16 protein-coding genes and 2 riboswitches are annotated in these 24,963 nt (G+C 67.5%); of the genes, 4 read left to right on the forward strand and 12 right to left on the reverse strand.

From position 1 onward, the window contains the following. Positions 1-60 precede the first annotated feature (60 nt). The 6 genes from HEQ22_RS07275 to HEQ22_RS07300 form a co-directional block, all read right to left on the reverse strand. On the reverse strand, positions 61-4,050 hold the full coding sequence (locus tag HEQ22_RS07275; RefSeq protein ID WP_432770521.1) for a beta strand repeat-containing protein: 3,990 nt from the start codon (positions 4,048-4,050) through the stop codon (positions 61-63). A 424-nt stretch (positions 4,051-4,474) separates the two neighbouring features. After that, positions 4,475-5,047 carry a TMEM165/GDT1 family protein gene (locus tag HEQ22_RS07280; protein ID WP_432770522.1) on the reverse strand — a complete coding sequence of 191 codons (573 nt, stop codon included), beginning with the start codon at positions 5,045-5,047 and terminating at the stop codon, positions 4,475-4,477. Positions 5,048-5,064: 17 nt separating this feature from the next. Beyond that, positions 5,065-5,258, reverse strand: a riboswitch (yybP-ykoY riboswitch). Then, positions 5,224-5,460 carry a hypothetical protein gene (locus HEQ22_RS07285; RefSeq protein ID WP_432770523.1) on the reverse strand — a complete coding sequence of 79 codons (237 nt, stop codon included), beginning with the start codon at positions 5,458-5,460 and terminating at the stop codon, positions 5,224-5,226. Its footprint overlaps the riboswitch before it by 35 nt. Further along, entirely contained in the window at positions 5,460-9,695 is a 4,236-nt protein-coding gene (locus HEQ22_RS07290) for a translocation/assembly module TamB domain-containing protein (protein ID WP_432770524.1), read from the reverse strand. The genes HEQ22_RS07285 and HEQ22_RS07290 overlap by 1 nt, the downstream gene beginning before the upstream one ends. Next, positions 9,695-12,013, reverse strand: coding sequence for an autotransporter assembly complex protein TamA (locus HEQ22_RS07295; protein WP_432770525.1), 2,319 nt, complete (start codon positions 12,011-12,013; stop codon positions 9,695-9,697). Before HEQ22_RS07295 ends, HEQ22_RS07290 begins: the two co-directional genes overlap by 1 nt. Before the next feature lie 147 nt (positions 12,014-12,160). Then, complete coding sequence (locus HEQ22_RS07300; RefSeq protein WP_432770526.1) at positions 12,161-13,624, reverse strand: protein adenylyltransferase SelO; 1,464 nt, start codon at positions 13,622-13,624, stop codon at positions 12,161-12,163. 85 nt (positions 13,625-13,709) lie between these two features. Next, a riboswitch (cobalamin riboswitch) is annotated at positions 13,710-13,898 on the forward strand. A 74-nt stretch (positions 13,899-13,972) separates the two neighbouring features. Here HEQ22_RS07300 and HEQ22_RS07305 point away from each other — a divergent pair. The 4 genes from HEQ22_RS07305 to HEQ22_RS07320 are packed head-to-tail and all read left to right on the forward strand — an operon-like array spanning position 13,973 to position 18,543. Beyond that, positions 13,973-15,961, forward strand: a complete 1,989-nt coding sequence (locus HEQ22_RS07305) for a TonB-dependent receptor plug domain-containing protein (protein WP_432770527.1) — start codon at positions 13,973-13,975, stop codon at positions 15,959-15,961. Continuing rightward, positions 15,961-16,779, forward strand: coding sequence for an ABC transporter substrate-binding protein (locus HEQ22_RS07310; protein ID WP_432770528.1), 819 nt, complete (start codon positions 15,961-15,963; stop codon positions 16,777-16,779). The genes HEQ22_RS07305 and HEQ22_RS07310 overlap by 1 nt, the downstream gene beginning before the upstream one ends. Further along, positions 16,776-17,762 carry a FecCD family ABC transporter permease gene (locus HEQ22_RS07315; protein WP_432770529.1) on the forward strand — a complete coding sequence of 329 codons (987 nt, stop codon included), beginning with the start codon at positions 16,776-16,778 and terminating at the stop codon, positions 17,760-17,762. The genes HEQ22_RS07310 and HEQ22_RS07315 overlap by 4 nt, the downstream gene beginning before the upstream one ends. Further along, on the forward strand, positions 17,755-18,543 hold the full coding sequence (locus HEQ22_RS07320; RefSeq protein ID WP_432770530.1) for an ABC transporter ATP-binding protein: 789 nt from the start codon (positions 17,755-17,757) through the stop codon (positions 18,541-18,543). The genes HEQ22_RS07315 and HEQ22_RS07320 overlap by 8 nt, the downstream gene beginning before the upstream one ends. Here the strand turns inward: HEQ22_RS07320 and HEQ22_RS07325 are convergent. The 6 genes from HEQ22_RS07325 to HEQ22_RS07350 all read right to left on the reverse strand — a co-directional run bounded on the left by HEQ22_RS07325 (position 18,500) and on the right by HEQ22_RS07350 (position 24,880). Next, complete coding sequence (locus HEQ22_RS07325; protein ID WP_432770531.1) at positions 18,500-19,795, reverse strand: sugar transferase; 1,296 nt, start codon at positions 19,793-19,795, stop codon at positions 18,500-18,502. The genes HEQ22_RS07320 and HEQ22_RS07325 overlap by 44 nt on opposite strands. A 258-nt stretch (positions 19,796-20,053) precedes the next feature. Further along, complete coding sequence (locus tag HEQ22_RS07330) at positions 20,054-21,283, reverse strand: glycosyltransferase family 4 protein (protein WP_432770532.1); 1,230 nt, start codon at positions 21,281-21,283, stop codon at positions 20,054-20,056. Between the two features lie 25 nt (positions 21,284-21,308). After that, positions 21,309-22,265 (reverse strand): UDP-glucuronic acid decarboxylase family protein, encoded by a 957-nt coding sequence (locus tag HEQ22_RS07335; protein WP_432770533.1) that lies wholly within the window; start codon positions 22,263-22,265, stop codon positions 21,309-21,311. Positions 22,266-22,355: 90 nt separating this feature from the next. Further along, on the reverse strand, positions 22,356-23,195 hold the full coding sequence (locus HEQ22_RS07340) for a glycosyltransferase family 2 protein (protein ID WP_432770534.1): 840 nt from the start codon (positions 23,193-23,195) through the stop codon (positions 22,356-22,358). 33 nt (positions 23,196-23,228) lie between these two features. Further along, entirely contained in the window at positions 23,229-24,200 is a 972-nt protein-coding gene (galE, locus tag HEQ22_RS07345; RefSeq protein WP_432770535.1) for a UDP-glucose 4-epimerase GalE, read from the reverse strand. Positions 24,201-24,274: 74 nt separating this feature from the next. Next, the gene (locus tag HEQ22_RS07350) at positions 24,275-24,880 is read right to left on the reverse strand and encodes a putative colanic acid biosynthesis acetyltransferase (protein ID WP_432770536.1); all 606 of its coding nucleotides are present in this window, start codon (positions 24,878-24,880) and stop codon (positions 24,275-24,277) included. Positions 24,881-24,963 lie beyond the last annotated feature (83 nt).

The raw sequence follows: 24,963 nt of genomic DNA on the forward strand, positions 1-24,963 counted from the left end.
AAGGGCGCCGCGAGCCTCGCTCGCGGCGCCCCGAGGGGGAGTTTTGCAGTTCCGTCGGCTTTAGAACTTGACGCGGATACCGGCGCGGCCGCCGGCACCCTCGCGATCGCGCAGACCGTTGTTGCTGCTGAACGAGCGCGTGTAATGGCCCTCGAAAAAGCCGCTGACGCCTTGGCTCTGGGCGATCGTCACGCCGACGATCGCTTCGCCATAATCGTCGATGCGATCGTTGGTGAAGGTCAAGGTCTGGCCGCCGCCGGCGAAGGTGACCCGGTCCTTGCCCTTGAATTCGCGGACATAGTTACCGCCGGCATAGAGTGCGACTTCCGAACCGCTCAGATCGAACGAGCCGCCGATGCGGCCGCCGAAGCGCCCGCGCAGGCCTTCGTCCTCGTCGAAGCCGATCGTCGTGCCAAGCGGGGTCAGATCGTCGAAATCATTCTTGACGTAAGAGATGCTGGCGGCAGGTTCGATGAAGAAGCTGTCGCTGCCGAAGCGAAAGCCCGCTTCGCCGCGCGCGCCATAGACGCTGCCGTTCAGATCCTGCTGAAAGCCGGCCCCGCTGACTTTGGCATCGGCCCAGATATAGTCATATTTGCCGAGCGCGTTGACGAAGAAATTGCCCGCCGAATAGCTGCCATAGACCCCGCCGTTGACAACATCGAAGCGCAACCGGTCTGCCGATCCCGCGAAGTTCATCGACGAATTCAGGTAGCCGCCGGTAACCCCGAACGCGAAACCACCGCGTTCGCCGCTGCCGCCATTAACATCAAAGCCCAGCTGGCCACCGAAATAGTCCTGCTGATATCCGGTGTTGGTCTGGCTCGACTGGCCAAAGGCATTGAAGCTACGCACGCCTTCGCGCTTCTCGACCGAACCGTGGATCTGGATCCACGTCCGCCCGGCGACGTCACCACCGCCCTGCGTCCACAAGGCGTCTCGGCGGGCGCGAAGCTGCGCCGACACGACATCGGCCGATTTGAGCCACAGGCTGCGCACTCCTTCGGCATAGTTGAGCGTCCGGAACGCAGCATCGCTGGGGGCGGCGGTCAGGAAGAAGGTCCCGTCCGCGGCATTGTTCTGGATTTCGAAACGCACGAAGCCCAGATCCTGCGATCCGCCAGCGAGGTCGAAGGCATCCGCCGACGATCCGATGCCGGCGCGAACCACCACTGTGCCGGGGTTGAACACCGGGGTACTGCCCGCAACCCGGTTGAGCACGACGATCGTGTTGCCGCTCGCCAGGCCGCCGACGATGAGCTGATCGGCAACAGTGGTCGTGCCGGTCAAAATGTCGAGGCCGAGCGTCCCGTTGGCGCCGGCATAGGTGCCCGGCAAGGTGAGCGTGTCACCCGCGCGCCCGTTAACCAGCGAAATCGTGCCGCTGTTGGTCAGGCTTTCGAGGCCGGTGAAGGTCGGCGCAACGACCGCGGTGCCGCCGCTGCCGACGAGAATCGTCCCGCTGTTGGCGAACACATCGACGCCGGCTCCGAAATCGGGATTGACCCCGACGGTGAAGGTGCCGCTGTTGTTGATCCGGTCGGCACCGGCAGTCAGCTGGATATCCGAGCTGAGGTTGCCGCTGTTGTTGATGACGATCGGACCGCCCGTCGCCAGCACCGCAAAACCATTGGCGTTGTTGGCGATCGTCCCGGCATTGTTGACCGTGCTGCCATTGACCGACGACAGGACGATCGAATTGCCGTTCGCCGCCGTGACATTTCCATTCGCACCGAGTGATACGGTCGCATTGTCGCCGCCGGTGACCACCAGGGCGTCACCGGCCGCGCCAAGGCTTTGCACCCGGCCGTTGACGGTCGCAGTCGCGTCGCCTGTCGCCGTCACGACGACCGCATCCACCATGGCGCCGCTCGAAGACGCATTGTTGATGGTCGCCGTGGCGTTGCCGTTGGTGGCGATGGCCGTCACTGCCGATGCGCTGCCACCAAACTCGGCGGTGCCCGTGGTGGTGGCGGTGCCCGCCACCGTGACAGCAGCGTTGGCGCCGCTGGCAAAAATCGCACCGCGCGCCGCGTTCGTGTCATCGGCAAGCGCCGCGACCGTCGATGCGTTGTTGGCGACGACCGACACATTGCCGGCGTCTGAAACGGCGAAGATGCCGCTGCCGCCGCGTCCGCTCGCGATCACGTTGCCGGTGGTCGTGACGCTGACATCGCCGATGTCGGACGAGCCGAAGATCGCGGTCGATGCCTGACCGGTCGACGTGACGTTGGCGCCGCTGATGACGACATTGCCGCCGGTCGAGGTGGCGCTGATGCCGTTGGTCAAGGTGCCGCCGGCGGTGACGCTGGTGAAGCCGATATCGGCCCCGCCCGCGCCGGCGCTGGCGCTGATGCCGTCGGCGGCAAAGCCGGTCGTCGTGACGCCAAGCGTGTCGACGGTCACTGAACCGTTATTGGCGATCGCCGAAACGCCGTCCGAATTGTCACCGCTGGTCGAGATATTGCCGGTCGAGACGACGACGTTGCCGGCATCGCTGGCCGCCGTCACGCCATTGGCGCGGCCGCCGGTGGTGACGATGTCGCCAGTGGTGACGATGACGTCGCCGGTGACGGCGCTGGCATCGACTCCCGCGGCGCTGAGCCCGGCGGTCGAGATATTGCGGGTGGTCACTGCAACGTTGCCGGTTCCCGCGGCGCGCGCGACGACCGCGGTCGAGTTGGGCAGGAAGAAGAAGTCGCTGCCCGCCGTGCCGGCGGTGGTGACGTCGCGGGCCGTGACGGAAACGTCCGCGTCGGTCCCACCGATGGCCCGTATGCCGCCCGACAGTTGCCCGGTGGTGGTGACGTCGTTGACGGAGACCAGGATCGGGCCAGCCGTGCTGGCGACATCGACGGCGTTGCTGCTGTCGCCTGCGGTGGCGATCGTACCGCCGTTGGTGACGGTAACGCCTGCCGGACCGGTCGCGAAGATGCCGCGGCTGTTTGCGCCCTGGGTGGTGATATTACCCGTGACGTTGACCACGGCGGCGCCGGTGCCCGCGACAGCGCGGACGCCGTCTGAGGCCGCGCCGGCAGTGCTGACGCTGCCGCCGTTGACCGTCGCGGTCGCCGACGCTTGCGGCCCGAAGAAGGGAACTGCGGCGGGGATAAGCACGCCATTGGCATTATCGCCGGTGGTGGTGATCGAGGTGAAGCTGACGTTCGCGCCGGTCAAGCCGCTGGCAACGATGCCGTCGGCATTGTCGCCCGTCGTGGTGATTGTGCCTCCATCGACGGTCGCGGTGCCGCGCGAGGTGACATTGATCGCATCCGCGTTGGCACCCGTGGTGCCGATCGTGCCCGACGTCACCGACAGCGCGCCGGTGCCGTTGCTGGCACGGATGGCGACGGCGTCGTCGCCGCTGGTGGTGATGCTATCCGAATCGATGGTGACCGTGCCGATGCCCCCGGTTTGGGCCAGAATGCCGATGGCGCCCGGGTTCAGAAAGCCGGCGCTGCCGCCTTCGGTGGTGATCGTTCCCGACGTGATATCGATATCACCGAAATCGCTGTTGGCGTCGATCGCGGTGGCGCCCGTGCCTTGCGTCGATACGCCGCCCGAACGGATCGTGATGTCGCCGATATCGGTGCTGGCGCTGATCCCGTCGGCGCCCGCGCCGACCGTTTCGATCATGTTCGTGTCGACCGTGACATTGCCCTCGGACGAGCTCGCGACCACACCGATGGCGTTCTCACCGCTTGTCATCACCCGATCGAGCGTCACCGAGATCGGATCGACATTGTTCGAGATCAGCGCGCCAAAGCCACCATCCGAATCGGTGGTGATGAGCGTGTTAACGCCGCCGTCGACGGTCAGGGCGCTATCGCCGACCGCAAGAATGCCGATGTTGAAGGTGCCGCTGGTGTCGATGCGAACGCCGTCCTCAAGCACGATCGTCAGGTCCGACGGCGGGACGATGTAGGTGACACCGTTGTTATAGGGATTTCCTGCGGGGGTGCAGGTGACCGTGCCGGGGGTTGCAGGCGCCGTGCCGCACTCGTCCTGGGCCATCGCGGTGCCGGGCATCGCCAGCAGCATCAAGGCCATCGGGCCGCTCAGAATCGATCCGACAAACAAACGGGCACGCGACGTATCGCGCCAGGAATCCTGGCGGCAAGCGGAGGTAAGCATGAATGATTTTTCCTTGAATTGGGCGGCACTGCGACGAATGTGCACGATCAGATACGTCGAGCAGAACGAGATGGATGCATTCAAGCTCGATAATTCGACCTCAGCTCACCGCATTTTTCATTTTAAAAACAAATGCGTGCTGCCGCGTATCCATCTGTGGATCGACGAGGCGCCGGTCGGTCGCCCTTTCGCGCCCCATCCTGACCGAAAGTCGTCGCCGTTCGTCCGGCACGGGCGTGGACGGCCAACCTGGAACGCTCGGACCTCGATCCACTCCGCCTGGATGGGGGCGGTGATCTGCGGCGCCGACCGAACGGCGGTTGCGACCACCGCAGGTCGTTCACCCGACCCAGCCCGCCGCCTGCGCGAGCACCCACAGCCCGATCGCCAGGAACAATGCGGCCGCCACCATCCGGACCTTGTTCAAGTCGACGCGCTTCAGCAGGGCATTGCCGAGGAAGATCGCCGGGACGTTGGCGATCATCATGCCCAGCGTCGTGCCGGCGGTGACCGCGACGACATTGTGATACTGCGCGCCGAGCGCGATCGTCGCGACCTGCGTCTTGTCGCCCATCTCGACGAGGAAGAAGGCGACGAGCGTCGTCAGGAACGGGCCGAAGCGCGGCGGCGGGGCATCCTCGTCGTCGAACTTGTCGGGAACCAGCGTCCACGCCGCCATCGCGACGAACGAGACGCCGATCGCGATACGAAACGCCGGGCTGTCGAGGAAAGCCGCGGCCTGCGCGCCTAGCAGTGCCGCCAGCGCATGGTTGGCGAGCGTGGCGAAAAGGATGCCGAAGATGATCGGCACCGGCTTGTTGAACCGGGTGGCGAGCAGGATCGCGAGCAGCTGGGTCTTGTCGCCGATTTCGGCGAGTGCGACGACCGCGGTCGAGGTGAGAATGGCTTCCATGACGATACTCCGGGGCCGGGCGGCGGCGAACTCCAACGGTCATCGCAACCCGCCGCCCGGCCCGGACGAAAGGAGCGATGCCATTGGTCTCGCCCAAGCGGTGATCCCGCTTCCACCGCACCACGGCCTCTCGACCGAGTATGTTGACGCGATGGCCCGTCCGCATGGACGGCTGGCTACTCCCCAGATGACGGGGGCGGGTTAGCTTTTTCGGACGCGGGAGGCAAGTCCTGCGGCGCGCCTTTTACATCGCCCGCCGGCGCCGCGGCTTCGGCCGCCGACAGATCGGCATCCATCGCTTTGGCGCGGGCCTCGATGTCCTTCGCCGCCTTGTCGTAGCGGTCGTCGAAGGCGGGCTCCTGCTGGCAGGCGGAGAGCAGCAGCAACGGCAGCAGGAGCGCGGCGCTGCGCATCAATAATCCTTGCGGTACCGGACGCTGAGGTTCGACTGCCCAGACCCGCCGGCCTGGCTCAGAATCGACAGCGCGCGGGTCAGGCTGATCTCCAGCTGCGTCGCGGTGTAGCCGCGCGCGTCGGTGATCACCTCCAGATAAATGTCCTTCGAGATATACTGCCCGGCGGCGAGCGCGGTGCCGCGGCCGACGGTGTCGTCGGGGCCGAGGATGCGCAGGCGGTCGATCCCGGCTGCCGACTGGAGCGCGCCGAGCGGGCTGAGGCCGCCGCCGCCACCGCGCAGCGTGTTGAGCGAGGCGGCGAGTTGCACCGCCTGCAGCGGCGACAGCGTCGTGATCGAATCGCCGAACAGGATGCGCGACACGATCTCGTCCTGCGGCAGTCCGGGCACGCTCGAAAAGGCGACCTGCGGGTTGGTGGCGCGGCCCGACACCGCGACCGAGACCGTCACCGTGTCGATCGTGTCGCTCGCCAGCAGGCGGATCGCGGGGTCGAAGGCATCGCCGGTCGGGAAGGTGACCCGCCCTTCCTCGAGCTCGAACGAGCGGCCCGCAAAGCCGAGGGTGCCGCGCACCAGCTCGATCTCGCCGGTCACCCGCGGCAGCTCGGTCGTGCCTTTCAGCGTGATATCGGCCTGCCATTCGGATTCGAGCCCCATGCCGGTGACATAGATTTCGTCGGCCGCCTGCAGCCGGATGTCGAGGCGGATGAGGTCGAACAGGCTGCTGCCCACCGCGGACAGGCCGTCGCCGCTGATCCGCTGCCGCCCCGCCGCGGGCTTGCGCCGCACCCCGGTGAGCACCGGCACCGCCGCCGCGCCCTCGCGGACGATGCGGTAGCGCGTTTCGGGCAGTTGCAGGCTGCCCGACAGCAGCGCCGCTTGGCCGGCGACCTTCTCCAGCGTCAGATTGCCCGTCGCGCGCGCCGCGATATTGTCGCTGCGCGCCAGCCGCGCGTTGTCGAGCGTCGCGGTGATGTTCATCGGATAGCCGTCGGCCTGCGCCAGGCTGACATAGCCCTTCGCCTGCACGCTGCCCTCGCCTGCGGTCGCGGTCAGCTCGTCGATTTCCAGCCGGTTGCCGGTGAAGCGGCCGTTGACCGTCATCGCGGTCAGCCGGGTGCCGTAAGTCTGGTTCTCATACACCAGGTCCTTGCCGCGCACGACGCCTTCGAGGCACGGGTCGGCCACCAGGCAGCTGAAGTCGGCGGCGACCGCGATCGGCCCCGCGAGGCCCTGATCGGCGGGGCCGAAGAAGGAATAGAGCGTGTCGGCGGGGCCGTTGTAGCGGATGCCGCCGCCCAGCGGCGCGGCGCGCAGCCGGGTCAGCCAGTCGCCCGCCCCGGGGCCGAGCGGGCGCAATGACGCCTGGACGCGGCCGATGACGCTGCCGCGCTTGCGCATGACAGCGCGCGCCTCGCCGCCGTCGGCGAGCAGCTTGCCGGCGAAATTGACGTCGACCGGCTGGCTGACGGTCGCCGCGCTCGTCCGAGTGAAGCCGGTGACGGTGAGCCGCGCGTCGGCGCGCGGGAAGGCGTCGGCATTGGCCTGTTCGAAATCGAGGCTGCCCGTCGCCCGTCCGCCCAGTCCCATGCCGGGATAGACGGCGTTGAGGATCGCCATGTTGACGCGGTCGAGCCGGCTCTGGATCATGATCCCGTCGCCGAACTTGCCCGCGATGCGCGCATTGCTGCCGCGCCCCAGGTTGACCGTCGTCGGCAGCAGCTCATACCCGTCGGGACCGGGGATGATCCGTGCCGGTGAGGTGGTGCGGAAATTGATCCCGGTCGCGCGCCCCTGCACCGCCGCCCGCCACAGATCGGGCTGGAGGTCGGCGTTGGCGGCGATGCGGAACGCCGCCCCGTTGGTCCCTTCGACGAGCGCCTGCGCCTTGCCGCGCCCGTCCCGATAGTCGATCTTCACCCGCCCGACGGCGATGTCATAGTCGCGGATGCGCGTGCTCGCGAGCTGGATGTCGGCGACGATCCGCGGCTGCTCGTACAGCGTGACATCGGCGTCGACGATCGCCGACCCGACGGTCAGCTGCGCGGCACCGGGCAGCGTCACATTGTTGGCGCGGACGTTGATCGCCGCCGCCTGATAGCGCCCGTCGGCGCTCAGCCGGACGAGCCCGCCCAGCCCCTGCCCCGCCGCGTCGAGCCGCCCCACGAACGGACCGGCGTCGCTCTGCACCAGCCGTCCCTTGAACCCGATCCCGGACAGGTCGCCGCGCTCGACGTCGATGGTCAGCGGCCCGGCGGCGGTCAGCAGCACGACATCGGCCGACAGCGGGCCATAATCGGTGTCGCCGGTTGCGGCGAGGCGATAGCCGTTCGGCGCGCCGTTGATCCGCGCGACCAGGTTGGCGAGCCCGATGCCCAGCCCCGGCCTCTCGGCGGTCAGCGTCGCGCGCGGATCGCTGATCGTGCCGGCCAGCTGGACCCCGAGCGGGCCGTAATCGGTCGATACCGCCCGCGCGGTCAGCGCGACGCGGCCGTCGGGCGCATAGCTGCCCTGCCCGCTGACGATGCGCAGTCGCGGCGCGTTCAGCCGCAGATTGGCAAAGCGGATCAGACCGTCGGTGCCATAGCGCACGTCGCTCGACGCCGTCGCATTGCCGCCGAGCAGGTCGCGCACGCCCGAGTTGAACAGCTGCGTCGATCGCGCCCGCACCCGTCCGGCGATCGCAAAGCCGCCGCCCGGCGCGGTTTCCAGGTCGGCGTCGGTGTCGATGTCGAACACCCCGACGCTTTCGATGCGATAATCGTTGATCCGCCCGTCGATCGCCCCGGTATAAAAACCGCGGTTGAGGTCGGCGATGACGATCGCCTTGGCGTCGATGCGCGGCGAGCGCAGCCGCAGATTGTCGCTGAGAATGCGCCCTTCGCTATAGGCGAGGTCGCCGTCGAGGCGGACCGCGGTGAGCGTCCCCCCGGCCACCGTATCGAGCCCGCGGATGCGCGCCGCGCGCCCCGCCACCGGGATCAGGATCTGGTCGGCATCGACGCGCGCCTTGCCCGCCAGGCTCAGCGTCTCGACGACGATATCGTTGAACGCCAGCGCCTTGGCGTTCGCCTGATAATCGACCGTCGGCAACGCGAACGCGCCGTCGAGCGTCGCGCTGGCACGCACCCCGTCGCCGCGCACCGCGGGCGCGATGGCGCCGGGACGGAGCAGCACGAAGGCGAGCTGCAGCGCATCGTAGCGGTTGGTGCCAAGGTCGACCCCGCCGCTGATCCCGAGGCGGAAGGCATCGGACGAAACGCGGCCATCGAGATCGGCCTTGCGCTCGGCGAGCCGCGCGGTGAGATCGATCGCGGTTTCGGGCCCCAGTAACGACGCCGTCGCCCCTTCGAACAGCCGCGCGGCCTGCGTCGTGCCCTTGACCGCGAAATTGCCGTCGCGCGCGGTCAGCGCAAGCTGCGCCAGCGGCGCGGCGCCAAGGTTCGCGGTAAGGTTGCCGTTCCATGCCGCCCAGTCGCCGCGCCCGTCGATCTTGGCAGTCAGCGGTTCGTCGAACCCCGCCATCGCCGCCAGCACCCCGCCCTGCGGCGCATTGACGTCGAGCGTCAGCGCCAACCGGTTCGCCTCGGGCACCGCGTCGAGCAGCAGCTTGAACGTGTCGCCCTTCGCGCCCGCTCCGATCGTTTCGGCATTGGCGGTCACCTTGGCGCGGCGGTCGGCGATCGCGATCGTCCCGGCGAGGCGGGCGATCTGTCGCTCGCCCGCGACCGCCGGCTCGAAAATGAAGCGATCGACGCGCAGCGCCTTGACGTCGATGTCGAGGTCGGGAAGCAGCGGCTCGCCGGTGTCGGGGACGACCTTGAACGCCGGCATCCGGCGAAGGGTCAGCGTCTGGGCGGTCGCCGAGCGGATGTCGACATGGTTCGACAGATAAGCGAAAGGCCGCCAGTCGACGCGCAGTTCGGGTGAGGCGAGGAAGACCCCCTCGGGATCGGACAGGGTGAAGTTGCGCACCACCATCATACCGAACAGCGATCCGTCGAGCCGACCGATGCCGATTTTCATCCCGTTCTCGAATTCGAATTTCTCGACCTGGGTGACGACGAACCGCCGCCCCGCATCGCTGTTGAGCCCGACCACGAACAGACCGAGCAGTACGGCCAGGCCGACGAGCGCGATCAGCACGCCGCGCGCGATCCGCGCCGGCCACGTCCGCGACCGCCCTGGCTGCGGCGCCATGTCCTCGTCGTCGAAGGGCGCGCCGCCCGCCATCAGAAAGCTTGGCCGATCGAGACATAGACGCTGACCAGCGCCTCACCCGGCTCGCGGCCGATGGGGGTTGCGACGTCGAGCCGCATCGGACCGAAATTGGTGTAGAACCGCCCGCCGATACCGGCGCCGAAGCGCAGGTCGGAAAAGGTCGGGGTCGAACCGCGATACACCTGTCCGGCGTCGACGAAGCCGACGACGCCGAAATTGCCGAAACGATAGCGCGCCTCGAACGCCGCCTCGTTGACGCTGCGGCCGCCGATCGGGTCGAGGTCGGGGTCTTTCGGTCCCAGTTCCTGATAACCGAAGCCACGCACCGAACCGCCGCCACCGGCGTAGAAGCGCCGCGACGGCGCCAGCCGTTCGCGCGCCGCCCCCAGGATCGAACCGACGCGGACGCGACCCGCCAGCACGATATTGTCGGCCACCGGATAATAGCCGCTCGCATCGATGCGCAGCCGCGCATAGGGCGAGAAGCTGCCGGCGAGCGAGCCCTCGGGCTGAATCAGCGTGGTGACGCGAAAGCCCTTGGTCGGATCGAGCAGGCTGTCGGTGCGGTCGAGGCCGAGCTGCCCGGTCAACCCCAGGATGGTGTAGAAATCGCGGACGCGTTCGCCGCGGGTGAAATCATAATCGTCTTCGCTCGTCGCGATCAGCTCGGCGCCATAGGCATAGGTCAGCTTTTTCTGCCAGATCGGGGTCGAATCGCGGCTGACGCGAAAACCGACGCGCCCGGTCAGCGCCTCGAACGCGTTGTAATCGCTCCGCGTCGCCTCGGCGACCAGTTCGAAGGTGCGGTCGCGGCGCCCGGCGTTCGAACGGCGGAAGGTCGCGCCAATGCCCTGCTCCTGCGTCCCCAGCACGCCGCGAAAGATCACCGCGCCTTCGGGCGGCAACAGGTTGCGATGCGTCCAGCTGCCCTCGACGCGCAGCCCCTCGCCGGTGCCATAACCCGCGCTCGCGGCCAGCGTGCGCGGCGGACCCGCCTGCTGCGTGACCAGCATCGTGACATATTCGGTGTCGTCCCCCGCGCTTTCACCGGTCGGCTGCGGCTCGGCGGCGACGCTGGCGAACAGCCCGGTGGCGACGAGCGCCTGGCGCAGGTCGTCGACCATGCGGCTGTCATACAGGTCGCCGCGCTTGAAACGCGCCAGCACTTCGACATGTTCGGCGTCGAAGGCCAGCTCGCCGGTGGTCTCGATGCCGCCGAAACGGGCGCGGGTGCCGATCTCGATCGGCAGCGTATAGGCGCCCTCGCCCGTCGCGCCGTCGAGCAATATGTCGCGCTGGCCGACCTTGGCAAAAGGATAACCCTCTTCGGGCAGCTTTAGTGCCAGCGCGGCTTCGGCGCCCTGCACGCGCTGCGCGACGATCGCCTCGCCGACCGTGAGCGGGAAATTGTCCTCGACCAGCCGCGGCGGCACCGTCGGGTCATGGTCCAGCACGATGTCGGAAAAGGTATAGCGCTGCCCCGGCACGACGTCGATCACCGCGGCGAGCGGCGGACGCGGCTGCCCCTCGACGCGTTCGCCGCGATCGATGCGGGTATCGACCTTCGCGTCATAATAGCCTTCGGACGCCAGGACGCGCTGCATCAGTTCGGCGTCGGCGGTCAGGCGGGCGCGCACCATCGCGCCATTTTCGGCCTTGCCGTCGCCGTCGTAGAGCGCCGACAGGTCGCCGAACAGGTCGGCCAGATCGACGTCGGTGCCGTCATCGGCGGCCGCGAGGCCGTTGACCTTCACCGTATAGGCGATGTCGCGATCGTCTTCGTCGGCTTCGGCCTCGGCGAACACCACCGGCTCGACGTTGAAATTTTCCAGCGGCGGCAGCGGCGCGGCAAGTTCGCTGTCGGCGATCGGCGCATCGCCGATCGCCTCGATCGGGTCGCCGTCGGCCAGCGCGGGCACCGGGGTGCCATCGACTGTCGGGGTAGCGGCGTCGGCGTCGCCTGCCTCGCCCTCGCCCCGCTGCGCCGCGGCGGCCTGCCGTGCGGTGAAGTCGGCGATCGATTCCAGCGGGCGGTCGAGTTCGGCGTCATCCTCGGCGCGGATCGGCGGAATGGCCTCGCGAAACTCGTCGTCGCCGATGATCGGCTCGACCTCGGGCAATAGTGCGTCGGCGGGCGGCGGGGTCGGCGCCGCGATGTCGCTGCCCTCGGAATCGGTCAGGGTCGGCACGACCGGCGGTGGCTCGACCGGCTGCGCCGATGCGCCTGCGGTCCAGGCCAAGGCGGCGAACGACGACGACAGGGCGAGGAGCCCGCGCCAGCGCGGCGATCGGCCAAACTCCGATTCGCAAGGTTTTTCAGAAATTTGCATCAATGTACTGCCGATGCGCTCTTGTGGCTCGTGACGGACGGCGGTGCAAGCCGGTTTCTCGCCGTTGTCAGCCGCCGCGCCATCAATTCACCCCGTTCGGCGCCGACCCCGTTACCGGCTGCCCGCCGGGCAACGATCGCGGCGGGCTCAGGTTCCGCAATAGGTGGTATAGGCGGCGGCCTCTGCCGGGGCCGGACCGGCATAGTCCGCCCATTCGGCGCGCGCTGTATACGGGTTTCGCACCACCTCGAGCAGCGCCAGCCACGGCTCCAGATCGCCGGCCTCGGCAGCGCCCAGTGCCGCTTCGACCTGGTGGTTGCGGGGAATGTACAGCGGGTTCACCGCGTCCATCGCGGCGGCGCGGTCGAGCGGCGCAATCCCCTCGCTCTCCAGCCTTGCCCACCAGTCGGCGATCCACGGCGCCATCGCGTCGGGATGCGGCAGCTGCGCTTCCATCATCGCGGCGTCGCCGCGCAACAGCATCGCCAGGGCGCGGAAGAAGGAGGTGAAGTCGATGCCGTGCGTTTCCAGATCGCCGAACAAGCGGTCGATCAGCGCCGAATCTTCGTCGCCCGCGCCGACCAGCCCCAGCTTGGCGCGCATCCGGGTGAACCATACCCCCAGAAAGCGATCCGAAATCGCCGCGACCAGCTCCTTGGCGCGTTCGACATCGTCCGGCGCCACCGCATGGATCGCCGGCAACAGCGCCTCGGCAAAGCGTGCCATGTTCCAGTGCATGATCTGCGGCTGGCGGCCATAGGCATAGCGGCCGTTGGCATCGATCGAGCTGAACACGGTCTCGACCGCAAACCGGTCCATGAAGGCGCAGGGGCCATAATCGATCGTCTCGCCGCTGATCGCGACATTGTCGGTGTTCATCACCCCATGGATGAACCCGACCCCCAGCCAGTGCGCCACCAGCTCGCATTGCAGGCCGATGACATGGTCGAGCAGCGCCAGATGCGGGTTGGCGGCGCCCGCCAGTTCGGGAAAATGGCGGCGGATCGCATAATCGGACAATTGGGTGACATGGTCGGCGCCGAAATGCGCCGCAAAAAACTGGAAGGTTCCGACGCGGATATGGCTGCTCGCGACCCGCGTCAGCACCGCGCCGGGATGCGCGCGCTCGCGCTGGACGCGCTCGCCGGTGGCGACTGCCGCCAGCGCCCGCGTCGTCGGCACGCCCATCGCCGCCATCGCCTCGGACACCAGATATTCGCGCAGCACCGGACCGATCGCGGCCTTGCCGTCGCCGTTGCGCGAAAAGGCGGTCGGTCCCGATCCCTTGAGCTGAAGGTCGAAGCGCGCGCCGTCGGGCGCGACCACTTCGCCGAGCAGCAAGGCACGGCCGTCGCCAAGCTGCGACGAGAAATGCCCGAACTGATGCCCGGCATAGGCGAAGGCCAGCGGATTGGCGCCATCGGGTACGGTGTGGCCCGAAAAAACGCGCGCCACGGCCTCGTCGTCGCCGGCATCGACCTTGAGCCCCAGCCGCTCGGCCAGCGCCGCGTTGAACGCCAGCAATTTGGGCTCGGGCGGCGTCGCGGCTTCGGCGGGGGTGTAAAACCCCTCCATCGTGGCGTGAAAGCTGTTGTCGAACCCGAAATCCATGCATCGCTCCTTGGCGTCCTATGTCGAGCCTTGGCGGCGCGTTTGCAAGTTGTCGATTGCGCGCTGACGGGGCTTTTGCTAGCGGCCCGCCTCGTGACCTCAGGTTCCCCGGCAACGGGGATGAAAAGGGAAGTCCGGTGCAAGACCGGCGCTGCCCCCGCAACTGTGACCGGCGAGGGGAATGCGAACATGCCACTGGGGCCTCGGCCCTGGGAAGGCCGCATTCTCCGATGACCCGGCGAGCCAGGAAACCTGCCCGGGTGTCGCCGTTATCTGCAACGGGCGGGGTGCACCGGTGGCAGGCGAGGTTCCTCGCGTGACGGCAAGGCCGTTACGTTGGAGGAATCTATGAAGAATTTTGCTTGCCGAACCACCCTGTCGCTGCTGGCGCTCGCCGCCGCATCGCCGGCCCTCGCCGAAGAAGCCGGCGGCGCGGGTGACGACGACTATTCGATCACCGTGATCGGGGTCCCGCTCGACGAAGAGCGCACCAACGCGTCCTGGTCGCTGATCGACAGCGCCGATCTGAAGCGCGCGCAGAACGGCTCGGCGGCCGATCTGCTCGTCCGGCTGCCGGGCGTCAGCCTGTCGCAGAACGGTACGCTGGGCAGCGTCACCAACCTGCGCATCCGCGGCGCCGAGGCCGAACAGACGCTCGTCGTCATCGACGGCGTCCGCGTCGGCGACCCGTCGTCGCCCGCTGGCGGCTTCGATTTCGCCAATCTGATGATCGGCGGCATCGACCGCATCGAGCTGCTGCGCGGCGCGAACAGCCTCGCCTGGGGCAGCCAGGCGATCGGCGGCGTCGTCTCGGTCACCACCGCCCTGCCCGATCCCGACGGCGACGACCGCACGTCGGGGCGGATTGCCGCCGAATATGGCGCGCGCGACACCGTGCGCCTGAACGGCCAGCTCCGCACGACGGCGCTCGGCGCCTCGCAGTTCGCGATCGGCGGCGGTTATGTCCGCACCGACGGGATCAGCAGCGCCGCCGCCGGGACCGAACGCGATGCCTATCGCCAATATTCGCTCCACGTCGCGAACCGCACCGAAATCGGCAGCACCCTCGCGGTGCGCGCCTTCGGCCTGTTCGCCGACAGCCGCGTCGATCTCGACGGCTTCCCGCCCCCCGCCTTCACCTTCGCCGACACCGACGAATATCAGGACACGCAGGAACATTATGCCGCGCTGACGCTCGAACACCGCCCCGCCGGCAACGACGCCGCGGGCCATTTCGCGCACAAGCTGCAATATGGCTTTGCCGACATCAATCGCGACAATTTCGATCCCGCGAGCGGCGACGCCCCGACCTTCAGCGCCCGCGGCCGCAGCGAACGGCTGAGCTACGGCCTCGACTGGAGCGCCGCGGGCAGCCTCGGCCGCGATGCCGATCAGCTCCGCCTCGTCGCCGGGGTCGAGCGCGAATGGACGCGCGCGCTGACCGCCGATGCTTTCTCCAGCGATGCCGGCAGGACCGCGACGACCTCGGTCTGGGGCATGCTGCTCGCCCAGCCGACCGCGACGCTGTCGCTCACCGCCGGGGTGCGCCACGACGACCATCGCCAGTTCGGCGGCGCGACCACCTTCGCCGTCGATGCGGGGCAGCGGCTCGGCGATCTCGTGACGCTGCGCGCCAGCTACCGCGAAGGGTTCAAGGCGCCGACCCTGTTCCAGCTCTCGCCCTCGGCCGGCGCCTTCGGCAATCCCGATCTGCTGCCCGAGGAGGCGCGCGCCTATGAAGTCGGGGTCCGCTTCGGCGATGCCCGGCAGTGGTTTTTCGACGTCGCGCTGTTCCGCCGGGACAGCCGCAACCTCATCGATTTCGTCAGCTGCCCGCCCGGCCCCGATCCGCTGCCGGCGATCTGTGCGACCGGCAACCGCCCGTTCGGCACTTACGACAACATCAACCGCGCCCGCGGCGAAGGCGTCGAGGTCGAAGCGGGCGTGCAGCTGAACGACGCGTTCCGCCTCGGCGCCAACACCAGCCTGATCTCGGTCAAGGACCGCACCCCCGGCTCGCCGCTCGCCGGCAACCGGCTCGCGCGCCGTCCGCGCCACCTCGCCAATGCCGAGCTCGCCTGGACCCCCGCCGGCGCGCTGCAGGGAACCGATGTTTCGGTCGCGGTGCGCTATGCCGGGGCCAGCTTCGACGATCGCGCCAACCAGGTGCGCCTGGGCGACTATGTCCTCGTCGATCTTCGCGCCTCTTATCCGCTCGCCGGCGGCATCGAATTGTTCGGGCGCGTCGAAAATCTGTTCGACGCCGATTACCGGACGGTCGCCGGCTATGGCACCGCGGGTCGCTCGGCATATGCCGGCGCGCGCTGGGCGTTCTGATGCGGACGGCGGCGTCCCTCGCGTTGCTGGCGGCCCTTACGGGATGCCAGCAACGCGCGCCGCTGCCCGAACTCAGCGGCGTCGCCAGCGTCGATCTCTGCGCCGATCAGATGGTGCTCGGCCTGATACCGCGCGGCGACGTCCGCGCGGTATCGGTCGAGGCGGCCAGCGACGCCGGCTTTGCGGCGCGGCAGGCGCGCGGCCTGCCGCGGCTGCGCCCGCAGCTTGAGGATATCGTCGCGCTCCGCCCGGCAGTCGTAGTACGCTCGTATCGCGGCGACGCACAGTTCGACCGCCAGCTCGCCGCGCTCGGTATCCGCGTGGTGCGGCTCGGCTATGCCGACACGCTGGCGGGCGCGCGGACGGTCGTGCTGCAAGCCGGGTCGGACCTGAACGCCGCTGCCAAAGCCCGCCAGCTCGTCGCCGCCTTCGACGCCGGCTTGGCCGAGGCACGACCCGGCGGATCGCACGAGCCGACCGCGCTTTACGTCACCCCCGGCGACGTCACCACCGGCCCCGGCTCGCTGGTCGCCGACGTGATCGCCGCGGCGGGTTTTACCCCCTACCGTGCCGCGCCGGGCTGGGGCTCGCTGCCGCTCGAAGATCTCGTCCGCCGCCCGCCCGACGTCGTCTTCCGCGCCTTTTTCGATAGTAGCAGCTACCGTCAGGACGGCTGGTCGGCCTCGCGCCACCCGGTCGTCGCCGCGACGGCGCAGCGCGCCGCCGAAGTCGAAGTGCCGGGCGCATGGCTCGCGTGCGGCAACTGGCTCACCGGGCAAGCCGTCGCCGCGCTCGCCGACGCCCGGACGGCCCCATGACCGGCCGCGTCAATCTGATCCTCGCCGCGCTGCTGCTCATCGCCGGATTTGCCGCGCTGCTCACCGGGCCCGACGGCGTTTCGCTGCGCCTGATCGGCGATTGGGCGGCGGGACGCGACCCGGCGGCGGCGATCATCCTTTTCGACATCCGTCTGCCGCGGCTGCTCAGCGCCGCGGCGGTCGGCGCGGCGCTGGCGCTGTGCGGCGCGGCGCTCCAGGCGCTGACCCGCAACCCGCTGGCCGAACCCGGCATCCTCGGCGTCTCCGCCGGGGCGACGCTCGGCGCGACGCTGACGCTCTATTTCGGGCTCGCGGCGCTGTGGCCGCTCGCGCTGCCGGTCGGCGCGATCGCTGCCGCAGGACTTGTCACCGCGCTGCTCGCATCGGCCGCGGTGCGCACCCGCGGCATGGCGACGCTGATCCTGATCGGCGTCGGCCTGTCCAGCCTGGCCGGGGCGCTGATGGCGCTGATTCTCAATTTTGCGCCAAACCCCTTTTCGCTGTCCGATCTCGTCAACTGGACGCTGGGATCGGTCGCCAACCGGTCGTTCGCCGATCTCGCGCTGTCCGCACCGTTCATGGCCGCCGGCATGGCGCTGCTGCTCACCCAGCGGCGCAGCCTGTCGCTGCTCGCGGTCGGCGAAGAGGCCGCAATCGCCCACGGCCTCGATTTCCGCCGCACCCAGATCGTCGTCGTCGTCGCGACCGGGCTGGCGACCGGGGCGTCGGTGGCGCTCGCCGGTGCGGTCGGTTTCGTCGGCATCGTCGCGCCCCACGTCGTGCGGCCATGGGTCGGCCATGATCCGGGGCGCACGCTGGTGCCCGCCGCGCTCGCCGGCGCGGTGATGCTGATCGCCGCCGACCTGCTTGTCCGGCTGCTGCCGACCGATACCGAATTGCGGCTCGGCGTCGTCGCGGCGCTGGCCGGGGCGCCGATCTTCCTGATGATCGCGCTCCGGCGGGGGAATATCCGCCATGACTGACCTGGTCGCAAACCGGCTGACCATCGCCGGGCGGCTGACCGGCGCCGATTTTCGCCTGACTCCCGGCGAACTCGTCGCCATCGTCGGCCCGAACGGATCGGGCAAGACGACGCTGCTGCGGCTGCTCGCCGGGCTGCGCGACGCCGATGCGGGCGAGGTTCGGATCGGCGGGCTGCCGCTCGGCCCGATGCCGCCGCGCGACCGCGCCCGCCACCTCGCCTATCTGCCCCAGCGCGCCGAGGTCGCCTGGCCGATCGGCGTCGTCGAAATGGTCGCGCTCGGCCGCTTCGCTTTTGGTCAGGGCGGCGCGATCGGCAAGCATGATCTGGAGATCGCGGCGGCGATGCTGGGCGAAGTCGGCTGCGCGCATCTTTGCGGTCGCTCGACCGCGACGCTGTCGGGCGGCGAACTTGGCCTCGCTGCCCTCGCCCGCGTCCTCGCCGGCGCGGCGGCGCTCTTGCTCCTCGACGAACCGACCGCGCCGCTCGATCCGGCGCGTCAGCACCATGCGATGGGCGTGTTGCGCGCGCGCGTCGCGGCGGGGCACGGCGTCGCGGTGGTGCTCCACGACCTCAACCTTGCCGCCCGCTATGCCGATCGCATCGTGTGGATGCGCGAGGGACGGATCCTTGGCGAGACCGGGACCAGCGCCGGCGAACTCGCCGAGCGGATTCCAGCGGTGTTCGATGTCGAACCGATGATCTTCGCCGCCCCCGACGGGCGGATCGACGGGCTGGCTATTTCGCGCCGAAACCCCGGATCACCACCAGCACCGTCTTGAACAGGATCACCAGATCGATCCAGCTCGAGAAATTCTTGATGTAATAGAAATCGAAGCGCAGCTTGTCGTGGACTTCGCTGATGCCGGCGACGTGGCCTTGATTGACCTGCGCCCACCCCGTCACGCCGGGACGGACGATGTGGCGATAGGAATAGAAGGGAATTTCGCGCTCATACCATTCGGACAAGGGCCGTGCTTCGGGCCGCGGACCGATCCAGCTCATTTCGCCGCGCAGGATGTTGTACAGCTGCGGTAGCTCGTCGATGCGCGTCTGGCGCAGGAACCGGCCGACCTTGGTGATCCGCGCATCGTCGTCCTGCGTGATCGCGTCGTGCACCGCGTCGACGGTCCCGGTCACCGGTTGGGGCACGCGCATTGTGCGGAATTTCAGCACCCGGAACGGATAGCCGCGATAACCGATGCGCTCCTGGCGGAAAAACACCGGGCCGGGCGAATCGAGGCGGATGATCAGCGCCGTGATCGTCAGCGGCAGCAGCAGGATCGGCAGGACGACGATCGTCAGGACGATGTCGATCAACCGCTTCATCTTGGCATAACTGTTGCTGGGAATCAGCGAGCCGAGACTGTTTTCCGACAGATGTTCGATGCGAACCTTGCCGGTGCGGGCCTCCCACACCTGCTTGTAATGATAGACGCCGATCCCGTTGAGCGCCGCGACGGCAAATGCCCGCTCCCACTCGTCGCTATGATCGTGATGCAGGTCGGCGACGATGATCGCGCCGGGATCGCCCGGCAGCATCGGCTCGTCCAGCATCGTCAACCGCGCCCCCAGGTCGCGGCGGATGCGATCGATCTTGCCGCCGGGGACCAGATAATATCGTCCCTCGTCGCGGCGCCGTTCCATGGCCCCGATCGCAAAGCGCGTCACCAGGCTGCAAGCGAAGGTCAGCGACAGCAACGCGCCGCTATAGGGCGCGCGCGCCAGCAGGATGATGGCGACGCCGGCGGCGTAACTCGCGGTGAAAGCGGGAAAGATATAGCTTGCGCCGATCGTGCCCGGAAACTCGCTCAGCTTGCGAACCGCCAGCACGGCGGCAAAGGTCGCCGTGACCGCAATCAGGGCCGAATTCATCGCCGCGGCGTTGCTGGTCAAGATCGCGACGCTGCCCGAAAAATAGACGCTCACCGGCAAGGCGACGCCCACCAGCAGGCCAAGCAGCAGCTGCACCCGCAACGAGCTGAAAAATACCGACCATGACCATCCGGATTTCACCGGCTGTTCCAGTTCCATTATATGTCTCATGCTTCCACTCGAGGCCTTTTTGGAGAGCAAGTAGGTTGCGAAAGCACGACCCCAATCTTCGGATGGCCGGCCGCTCACGGCGATCGGTCGCTATCCGAGAACCTTCCTTGAACCGATCACCTTTATCTCACATGAAGCATGTTCCGCAAGCATGTGAATTGCTTTGGAGCCGCGCCTGAATTGCGGCGGCGGGCCACGCCGCTGGCACCGGTCCATGCACCTCCTGTTGGGTGCGAACAAGCTGCCCTAGCCCAGCTCGTCGAGCAGTTGTTTCCATTTGCCGATTATCAGCTCCCGCCGAAACCGCACGTCCATCAACGACCGCGCCGCGCGTCCGGCCTCCTCAACCGCATTGCAATCATTCGCCAGCTTCAACAACAGGTCGGCGACGCCCGTCGCGTCCCCGACGCCAAAGGCCCAGCCGCTCTGCGTTTCGCGAACGATTCCCGCAATTTCGCCTTGCGGGTGGCCGATGAACAAAGTCGGGCGGCCGGCAGCGAGAATGCCATAGAATTTACTCGGCAACAAATAGCCCTCGACCTCGGGGCGCAGCGATATCCAGTGCAGGTCGGGAACGGTCAGGCTTTCCGACAGACGCTCGCGCGGCTGGTATGGGCGGCAGTCGATGTTCGAAAGGCCATGGACTTCGGCGGCGGCGCGGACATTGTCGAACAGCGCCCCGCCGCCGACGAACAGGAAGCGGATATGCCCGGCGCCGCGATCGTGCAGCAGCTTGGCCGCGCCCAATATCGTGTTCAGGTCGTGCGCCTGCCCGATATTGCCCGAATAACCGACGACGAACAGGTCGGTGCCATAGGACCATTCGGCGCGCAGCGGATTGTCGGCCGCGGCAAGTGGGCGAATGGCCTCGTCGTCGCTGAAATTTTCGATCACCGCGATCTTGCGGTCGTTCAGGCCGGTGGCGCGCAGCTTGCTGCGCATTGCCTCACCGATCGCGACGTTCATTGCGCTGGCCTTCAGCGAACGGTCGCGCAGCGCCGCCAGCGCCCGGCCCAGCACCCCGTCGAACACCGAAAAGCCCAGCAGCCCGGCAATCTCGGGATAGATATCCTGCAACCAGTTCACCTGCCGGGCGCCGCGCAGCCGCGCGACGATGCGCATCGGGATCGACAGCAAGGGCGGGTCGGTCTTGACCACCAATATGTCGCCGCGCCGCAGCAGCATTCCGGTCTTGATCAGCGCGGCCAGATAGAAGCTCAGATAATCGACCGCGCGCCCGATCAACCCGGCGCGCCCGAATCCGGTCGTTGCGACGCGGTGAATCCGCACCCCGCCCTCGGTTTCGTCGGCCGGATAGCGCAGGTCCGGGTTGCCATAGGCCAGCCGGCTGGCGACGATTTCAACCTCGACCCCCTCGGCAGCGAGCGCGAAGGCGACGTCGCTCAAAATCTGCGACGTCGCGCTGAAATCCGGCCAGAAGAAACGGTTGACGAAAAAGACGCGGCGCACCGTCATCCCCTTTTATCCGTGCCCGCTCCGCTCACAGCGCCTTTTCGAAATAGGCGATGGTTTTTTCCAGCCCCTCGCGAAGTGCGACCTTCGGCTCCCAGCCCAGTTCGGCTTGCGCCAGCGTGATGTCGGGCTTGCGCTGGCGCGGATCGTCCTGCGGCAGCGGCTCGAACACCAGCTGCGATTTCGACCCGGTGATGTCGAGGATATTTTCGGCCAGCTGCAGCATCGTGAACTCGCCCGGATTGCCGATGTTGACCGGGCCGTGGAATCCGTCGCGGCTGTTCATCAGCCGCACCATGCCGTCGATCAGGTCGGACACATAGCAGAAGCTGCGCGACTGACTGCCGTCGCCATAGATGCTGATGTCCTCGCCGCGCAGCGCCTGGACGATGAAGTTCGACACCACGCGGCCGTCGGCGCGATGCATCCGCGGGCCATAGGTGTTGAAGATGCGGATGACCTTGATCTCGATCCCGGTCTGGCGGTGATAATCGAAGAACAGCGTCTCGGCGCAGCGCTTGCCTTCGTCATAGCACGACCGGATACCGATCGGATTGACGTTGCCCCAATAGCTTTCGACCTGCGGGTGGACCGACGGGTCGCCGTAAACTTCGCTGGTCGACGCCTGGAATACCTTTGCTCCAAGCCGCTTGGCGAGTTCGAGCATGTTGGTGGCGCCGACGACCGACGTCTTGATCGTCTTCACCGGATCATATTGATAATGGATCGGCGACGCCGGGCAGGCGAGATTATAGATTTCGTCGACTTCGACCTGCAGCGGCTCGGTGATGTCGTGGCGCAGGAATTCGAAGTTCGGATTGTCGCGCAGGTGGGCGACATTGTCCTTCGTCCCCGTGAACAGATTGTCGACGCACAGCACCTCATTCCCGTCGGCGAGCAGCCGGTCGATCAGGTGCGAACCCAGAAAACCGGCGCCGCCGGTCACGAGGATGCGGCGGCGATGATGATAATTGTTGACGGTCATGTTGGTTCACCGATTTTCTTTGGGAGAGAAGAGGCCATGGCCCGGGCGGGCGGGCAGCGGATGTCCGACTGCCCAAATCGGCCCGGATGATCAAGGTTTTCTTTTGCCCTCGCCGCGCAGCAGCAGGTCATAGGCGAAGACGGCGGTCATCCCTTCGTAGACGCAGAGCATCAGCGTATAGATCAGCCCCGACCGGCCGTCGCGAAAGCCGGCGCGCAGAAAATAGACGTAAACGAACCGTGCCACCGGGCGCAGCCACAGCGGGATATGCGCCGCCATCTGCTTCGCCTTGCGCCGCCGCGACACCCCGCCCTCGGCATCGCCGCCGCTTTGCGCGTCGCCGCCGCGGCGCAGGTCGACGATCAGCTGCGCCTCGTCGCGGGCATAGCGGATATGCTTTTCGAACCAGCGCAGCAGGCCGTGCGAGAAGGAATAATGCAGATAGGGCTCGCTAAAGGTCGCCACCTGGTCGGCGGGCAGATCTTCGCGCTGGCCGTGGCCGACCTGCTTGAACCGCAGCGTCCGGTCGCCCAGCCGCACCTGATAGGCTGGCCACATCCCGGCATAATGCAGCCAGCTGCCGTACAGCATCATCTTCGCCGGGACATGATAGGCGTGGATGCCCGGCGGCGGCTCCAGCGCGTGCAGCGCCGCGACGAACGCGTCGGTCACGACCTCGTCGGCGTCGAGGTGCAGCACCCACTCATGACGGAAATCCGCGGCTTCCAGCCCGAAATTGCGCTGCCCGGCAAAATTGTCGAATGCACGGTGCAGGACCCGCACCTGCGGATATCGCGCCGCGATCTCCAGCGTGGCGTCGGTGCTGCCCGAATCGATGATGCAGATATCGTCGCACCAGCAGAGCGCGTCGAGGCACGACGCGATGTTGATTTCCTCGTTATGGGTCAGGATCAGGATCGAAACCTGCATCAGCGGACATCCCTTGCGATCGACCGAGCGACGTCAACCATGATTGCGCAACTGCCAGTTCCAGGCATGCTCGACCATCTCGTCGGGTTCGGCGAATTGCGGGTTCCAGCCGAGCACCGTGCGCGCGGCGGTCGCGTCGGCCACCAGCGTCGGCGGGTCGCCGGGGCGGCGTTCGCCATATTCGACCGGCACGGTGCGCCCGGTCACCTTTTCCACCCCCGCGATGATCTCGCGCACGCTAAACCCGCGGCCGTTGCCCAGGTTGAATTTTTCGCTGCCGCGATTGATGCAATGGTCGAGCGCCAGGACGTGCGCGGCGGCCAGGTCGGTGACGTGGATATAGTCGCGGATGCAGGTGCCATCGGCGGTCGGGTAATCGGTTCCAAAGACGGTGATCGCCGGACGAATGCCCGCCGCGGCCTGCAGGACCAGCGGAATCAGGTGTGTTTCGGGTTCGTGGTTTTCCCCGAGTTCGCCCTCGGGATCGGCGCCAGCGGCGTTGAAATAGCGCAGCGCGACGAAATCGATGCCGTGCGCGCGCTGGTGGTCGGCGAGCATCTGTTCGACCATCAGCTTGGTCCAGCCATAAGGATTGACCGGCGATTGCGGGGTGTCTTCGCGGATCGGCAGCGATGCCGGCACACCATAGGTCGCGCAGGTGCTCGAAAAGACGATGTGGCGACAGCCGCTGCGGCGCATCGCGTCGAGCAGATTGAGCGTCCCGCCGACGTTGGTGCGATAATAGATTTCGGGCAGAGTGACCGATTCACCGACATAGGCGAGCGCCGCAAAATGCATCACCGCTTCAGGCTGCCATTTGGCAAATATCTCGCCCAGCCGCACCGGGTCGTTGATGTCGCCATGTTCGAACGGCCCCCACCGCACGGCGTGAGCATGGCCGGTGCGGAGGTTGTCTATTGTTACCGGTTCGTGTCCTGCACCGTGCAGTGCCTTGCAGGCGTGCGAGCCGATATAGCCTGCCCCGCCGGTCACCAATACTCGCATTCACTCGCCCTTTTCGATTGTCGCCCGCAGGCGCGCGTCTTCTTTCGTCATCGTGCCGCAAAAGCAAGCCGCGGTTACGCCATCCAGCTTCTTTCGAACTCGGACAGTCGACAGGTGCCGATCGGTTCGGCGGGATTGCCGCCGACGATGACGTCGCGGCCGACGTCTTTGGTGACCACCGCCCCCGCCGCCGCCACCGCGCCGTCGGCCAGCGTGACCCCCGGGCCGACATAGGCGGTGGTCGCGACCCAGGCGTTGCGCCCGATCGTGATCGGCGCGGTCATCAGCGCGAAGCCGGGGCCGCGGATGTCGTGGCTGGCGGTGCACAGATAGGCGCGCTGGCTGACGATCGACCCGCGCTCGAGCGTCACCGTCGCGACATTATATGTATCGCTGCCGAGCCCCAGACAGCTCCCCTCGCGCATCACCAGGTTCCACGGCGCCCAGATCCGGGCGCTGGGATAAGGATGCGCGCCGCGTTCGATCCGCGCACCGAACAGCCGCAACAGCAGCCGCCGCCAGCCGTGCAGCGGGATCGGGCTGGGCCGGAACAGGAGCAGCCACACGGCCGACCACAGCGCGCGCCGCAAGCGGTCGCGCAATTTGGGCGACGGGACGATTTCGAGGCGCAAGGTCTTCCCTTTGGCAAGCGGCAGCAGCGGCGCCGCTGATAAGCGCATATTTTTTGCAACGCAACATACCGCCGCCGCGCATGTCGCCTTGCGAGGCGTCCGCCGATCACCTAGGGGACCGCGATCTTCCG

Source organism: Sphingopyxis sp., from assembly GCF_050916055.1.
In the GTDB taxonomy this organism is placed as follows: domain Bacteria; phylum Pseudomonadota; class Alphaproteobacteria; order Sphingomonadales; family Sphingomonadaceae; genus Sphingopyxis.

Bases quoted from the DNA above. Each gene is read 5' to 3' on its own strand.
- HEQ22_RS07275 (WP_432770521.1), bottom strand. From the start codon at position 4,050: ATGGCCTTGATGCTGCTGGCGATGCCCGGCACCGCGATGGCCCAGGAC.
- HEQ22_RS07325 (WP_432770531.1), bottom strand. From the start codon at position 19,795: ATGGAACTGGAACAGCCGGTGAAATCCGGATGGTCATGGTCGGTATTT.
- HEQ22_RS07305 (WP_432770527.1), top strand. From the start codon at position 13,973: ATGAAGAATTTTGCTTGCCGAACCACCCTGTCGCTGCTGGCGCTCGCC.
- HEQ22_RS07335 (WP_432770533.1), bottom strand. From the start codon at position 22,265: ATGACCGTCAACAATTATCATCATCGCCGCCGCATCCTCGTGACCGGC.
- HEQ22_RS07310 (WP_432770528.1), top strand. From the start codon at position 15,961: ATGCGGACGGCGGCGTCCCTCGCGTTGCTGGCGGCCCTTACGGGATGC.
- HEQ22_RS07290 (WP_432770524.1), bottom strand. From the start codon at position 9,695: ATGGCGGGCGGCGCGCCCTTCGACGACGAGGACATGGCGCCGCAGCCA.
- HEQ22_RS07285 (WP_432770523.1), bottom strand. From the start codon at position 5,460: ATGCGCAGCGCCGCGCTCCTGCTGCCGTTGCTGCTGCTCTCCGCCTGC.
- HEQ22_RS07350 (WP_432770536.1), bottom strand. From the start codon at position 24,880: ATGCGCTTATCAGCGGCGCCGCTGCTGCCGCTTGCCAAAGGGAAGACC.
- HEQ22_RS07315 (WP_432770529.1), top strand. From the start codon at position 16,776: ATGACCGGCCGCGTCAATCTGATCCTCGCCGCGCTGCTGCTCATCGCC.
- galE (WP_432770535.1), bottom strand. From the start codon at position 24,200: ATGCGAGTATTGGTGACCGGCGGGGCAGGCTATATCGGCTCGCACGCC.
- HEQ22_RS07280 (WP_432770522.1), bottom strand. From the start codon at position 5,047: ATGGAAGCCATTCTCACCTCGACCGCGGTCGTCGCACTCGCCGAAATC.
- HEQ22_RS07300 (WP_432770526.1), bottom strand. From the start codon at position 13,624: ATGGATTTCGGGTTCGACAACAGCTTTCACGCCACGATGGAGGGGTTT.
- HEQ22_RS07295 (WP_432770525.1), bottom strand. From the start codon at position 12,013: ATGCAAATTTCTGAAAAACCTTGCGAATCGGAGTTTGGCCGATCGCCG.
- HEQ22_RS07320 (WP_432770530.1), top strand. From the start codon at position 17,755: ATGACTGACCTGGTCGCAAACCGGCTGACCATCGCCGGGCGGCTGACC.
- HEQ22_RS07330 (WP_432770532.1), bottom strand. From the start codon at position 21,283: ATGACGGTGCGCCGCGTCTTTTTCGTCAACCGTTTCTTCTGGCCGGAT.
- HEQ22_RS07340 (WP_432770534.1), bottom strand. From the start codon at position 23,195: ATGCAGGTTTCGATCCTGATCCTGACCCATAACGAGGAAATCAACATC.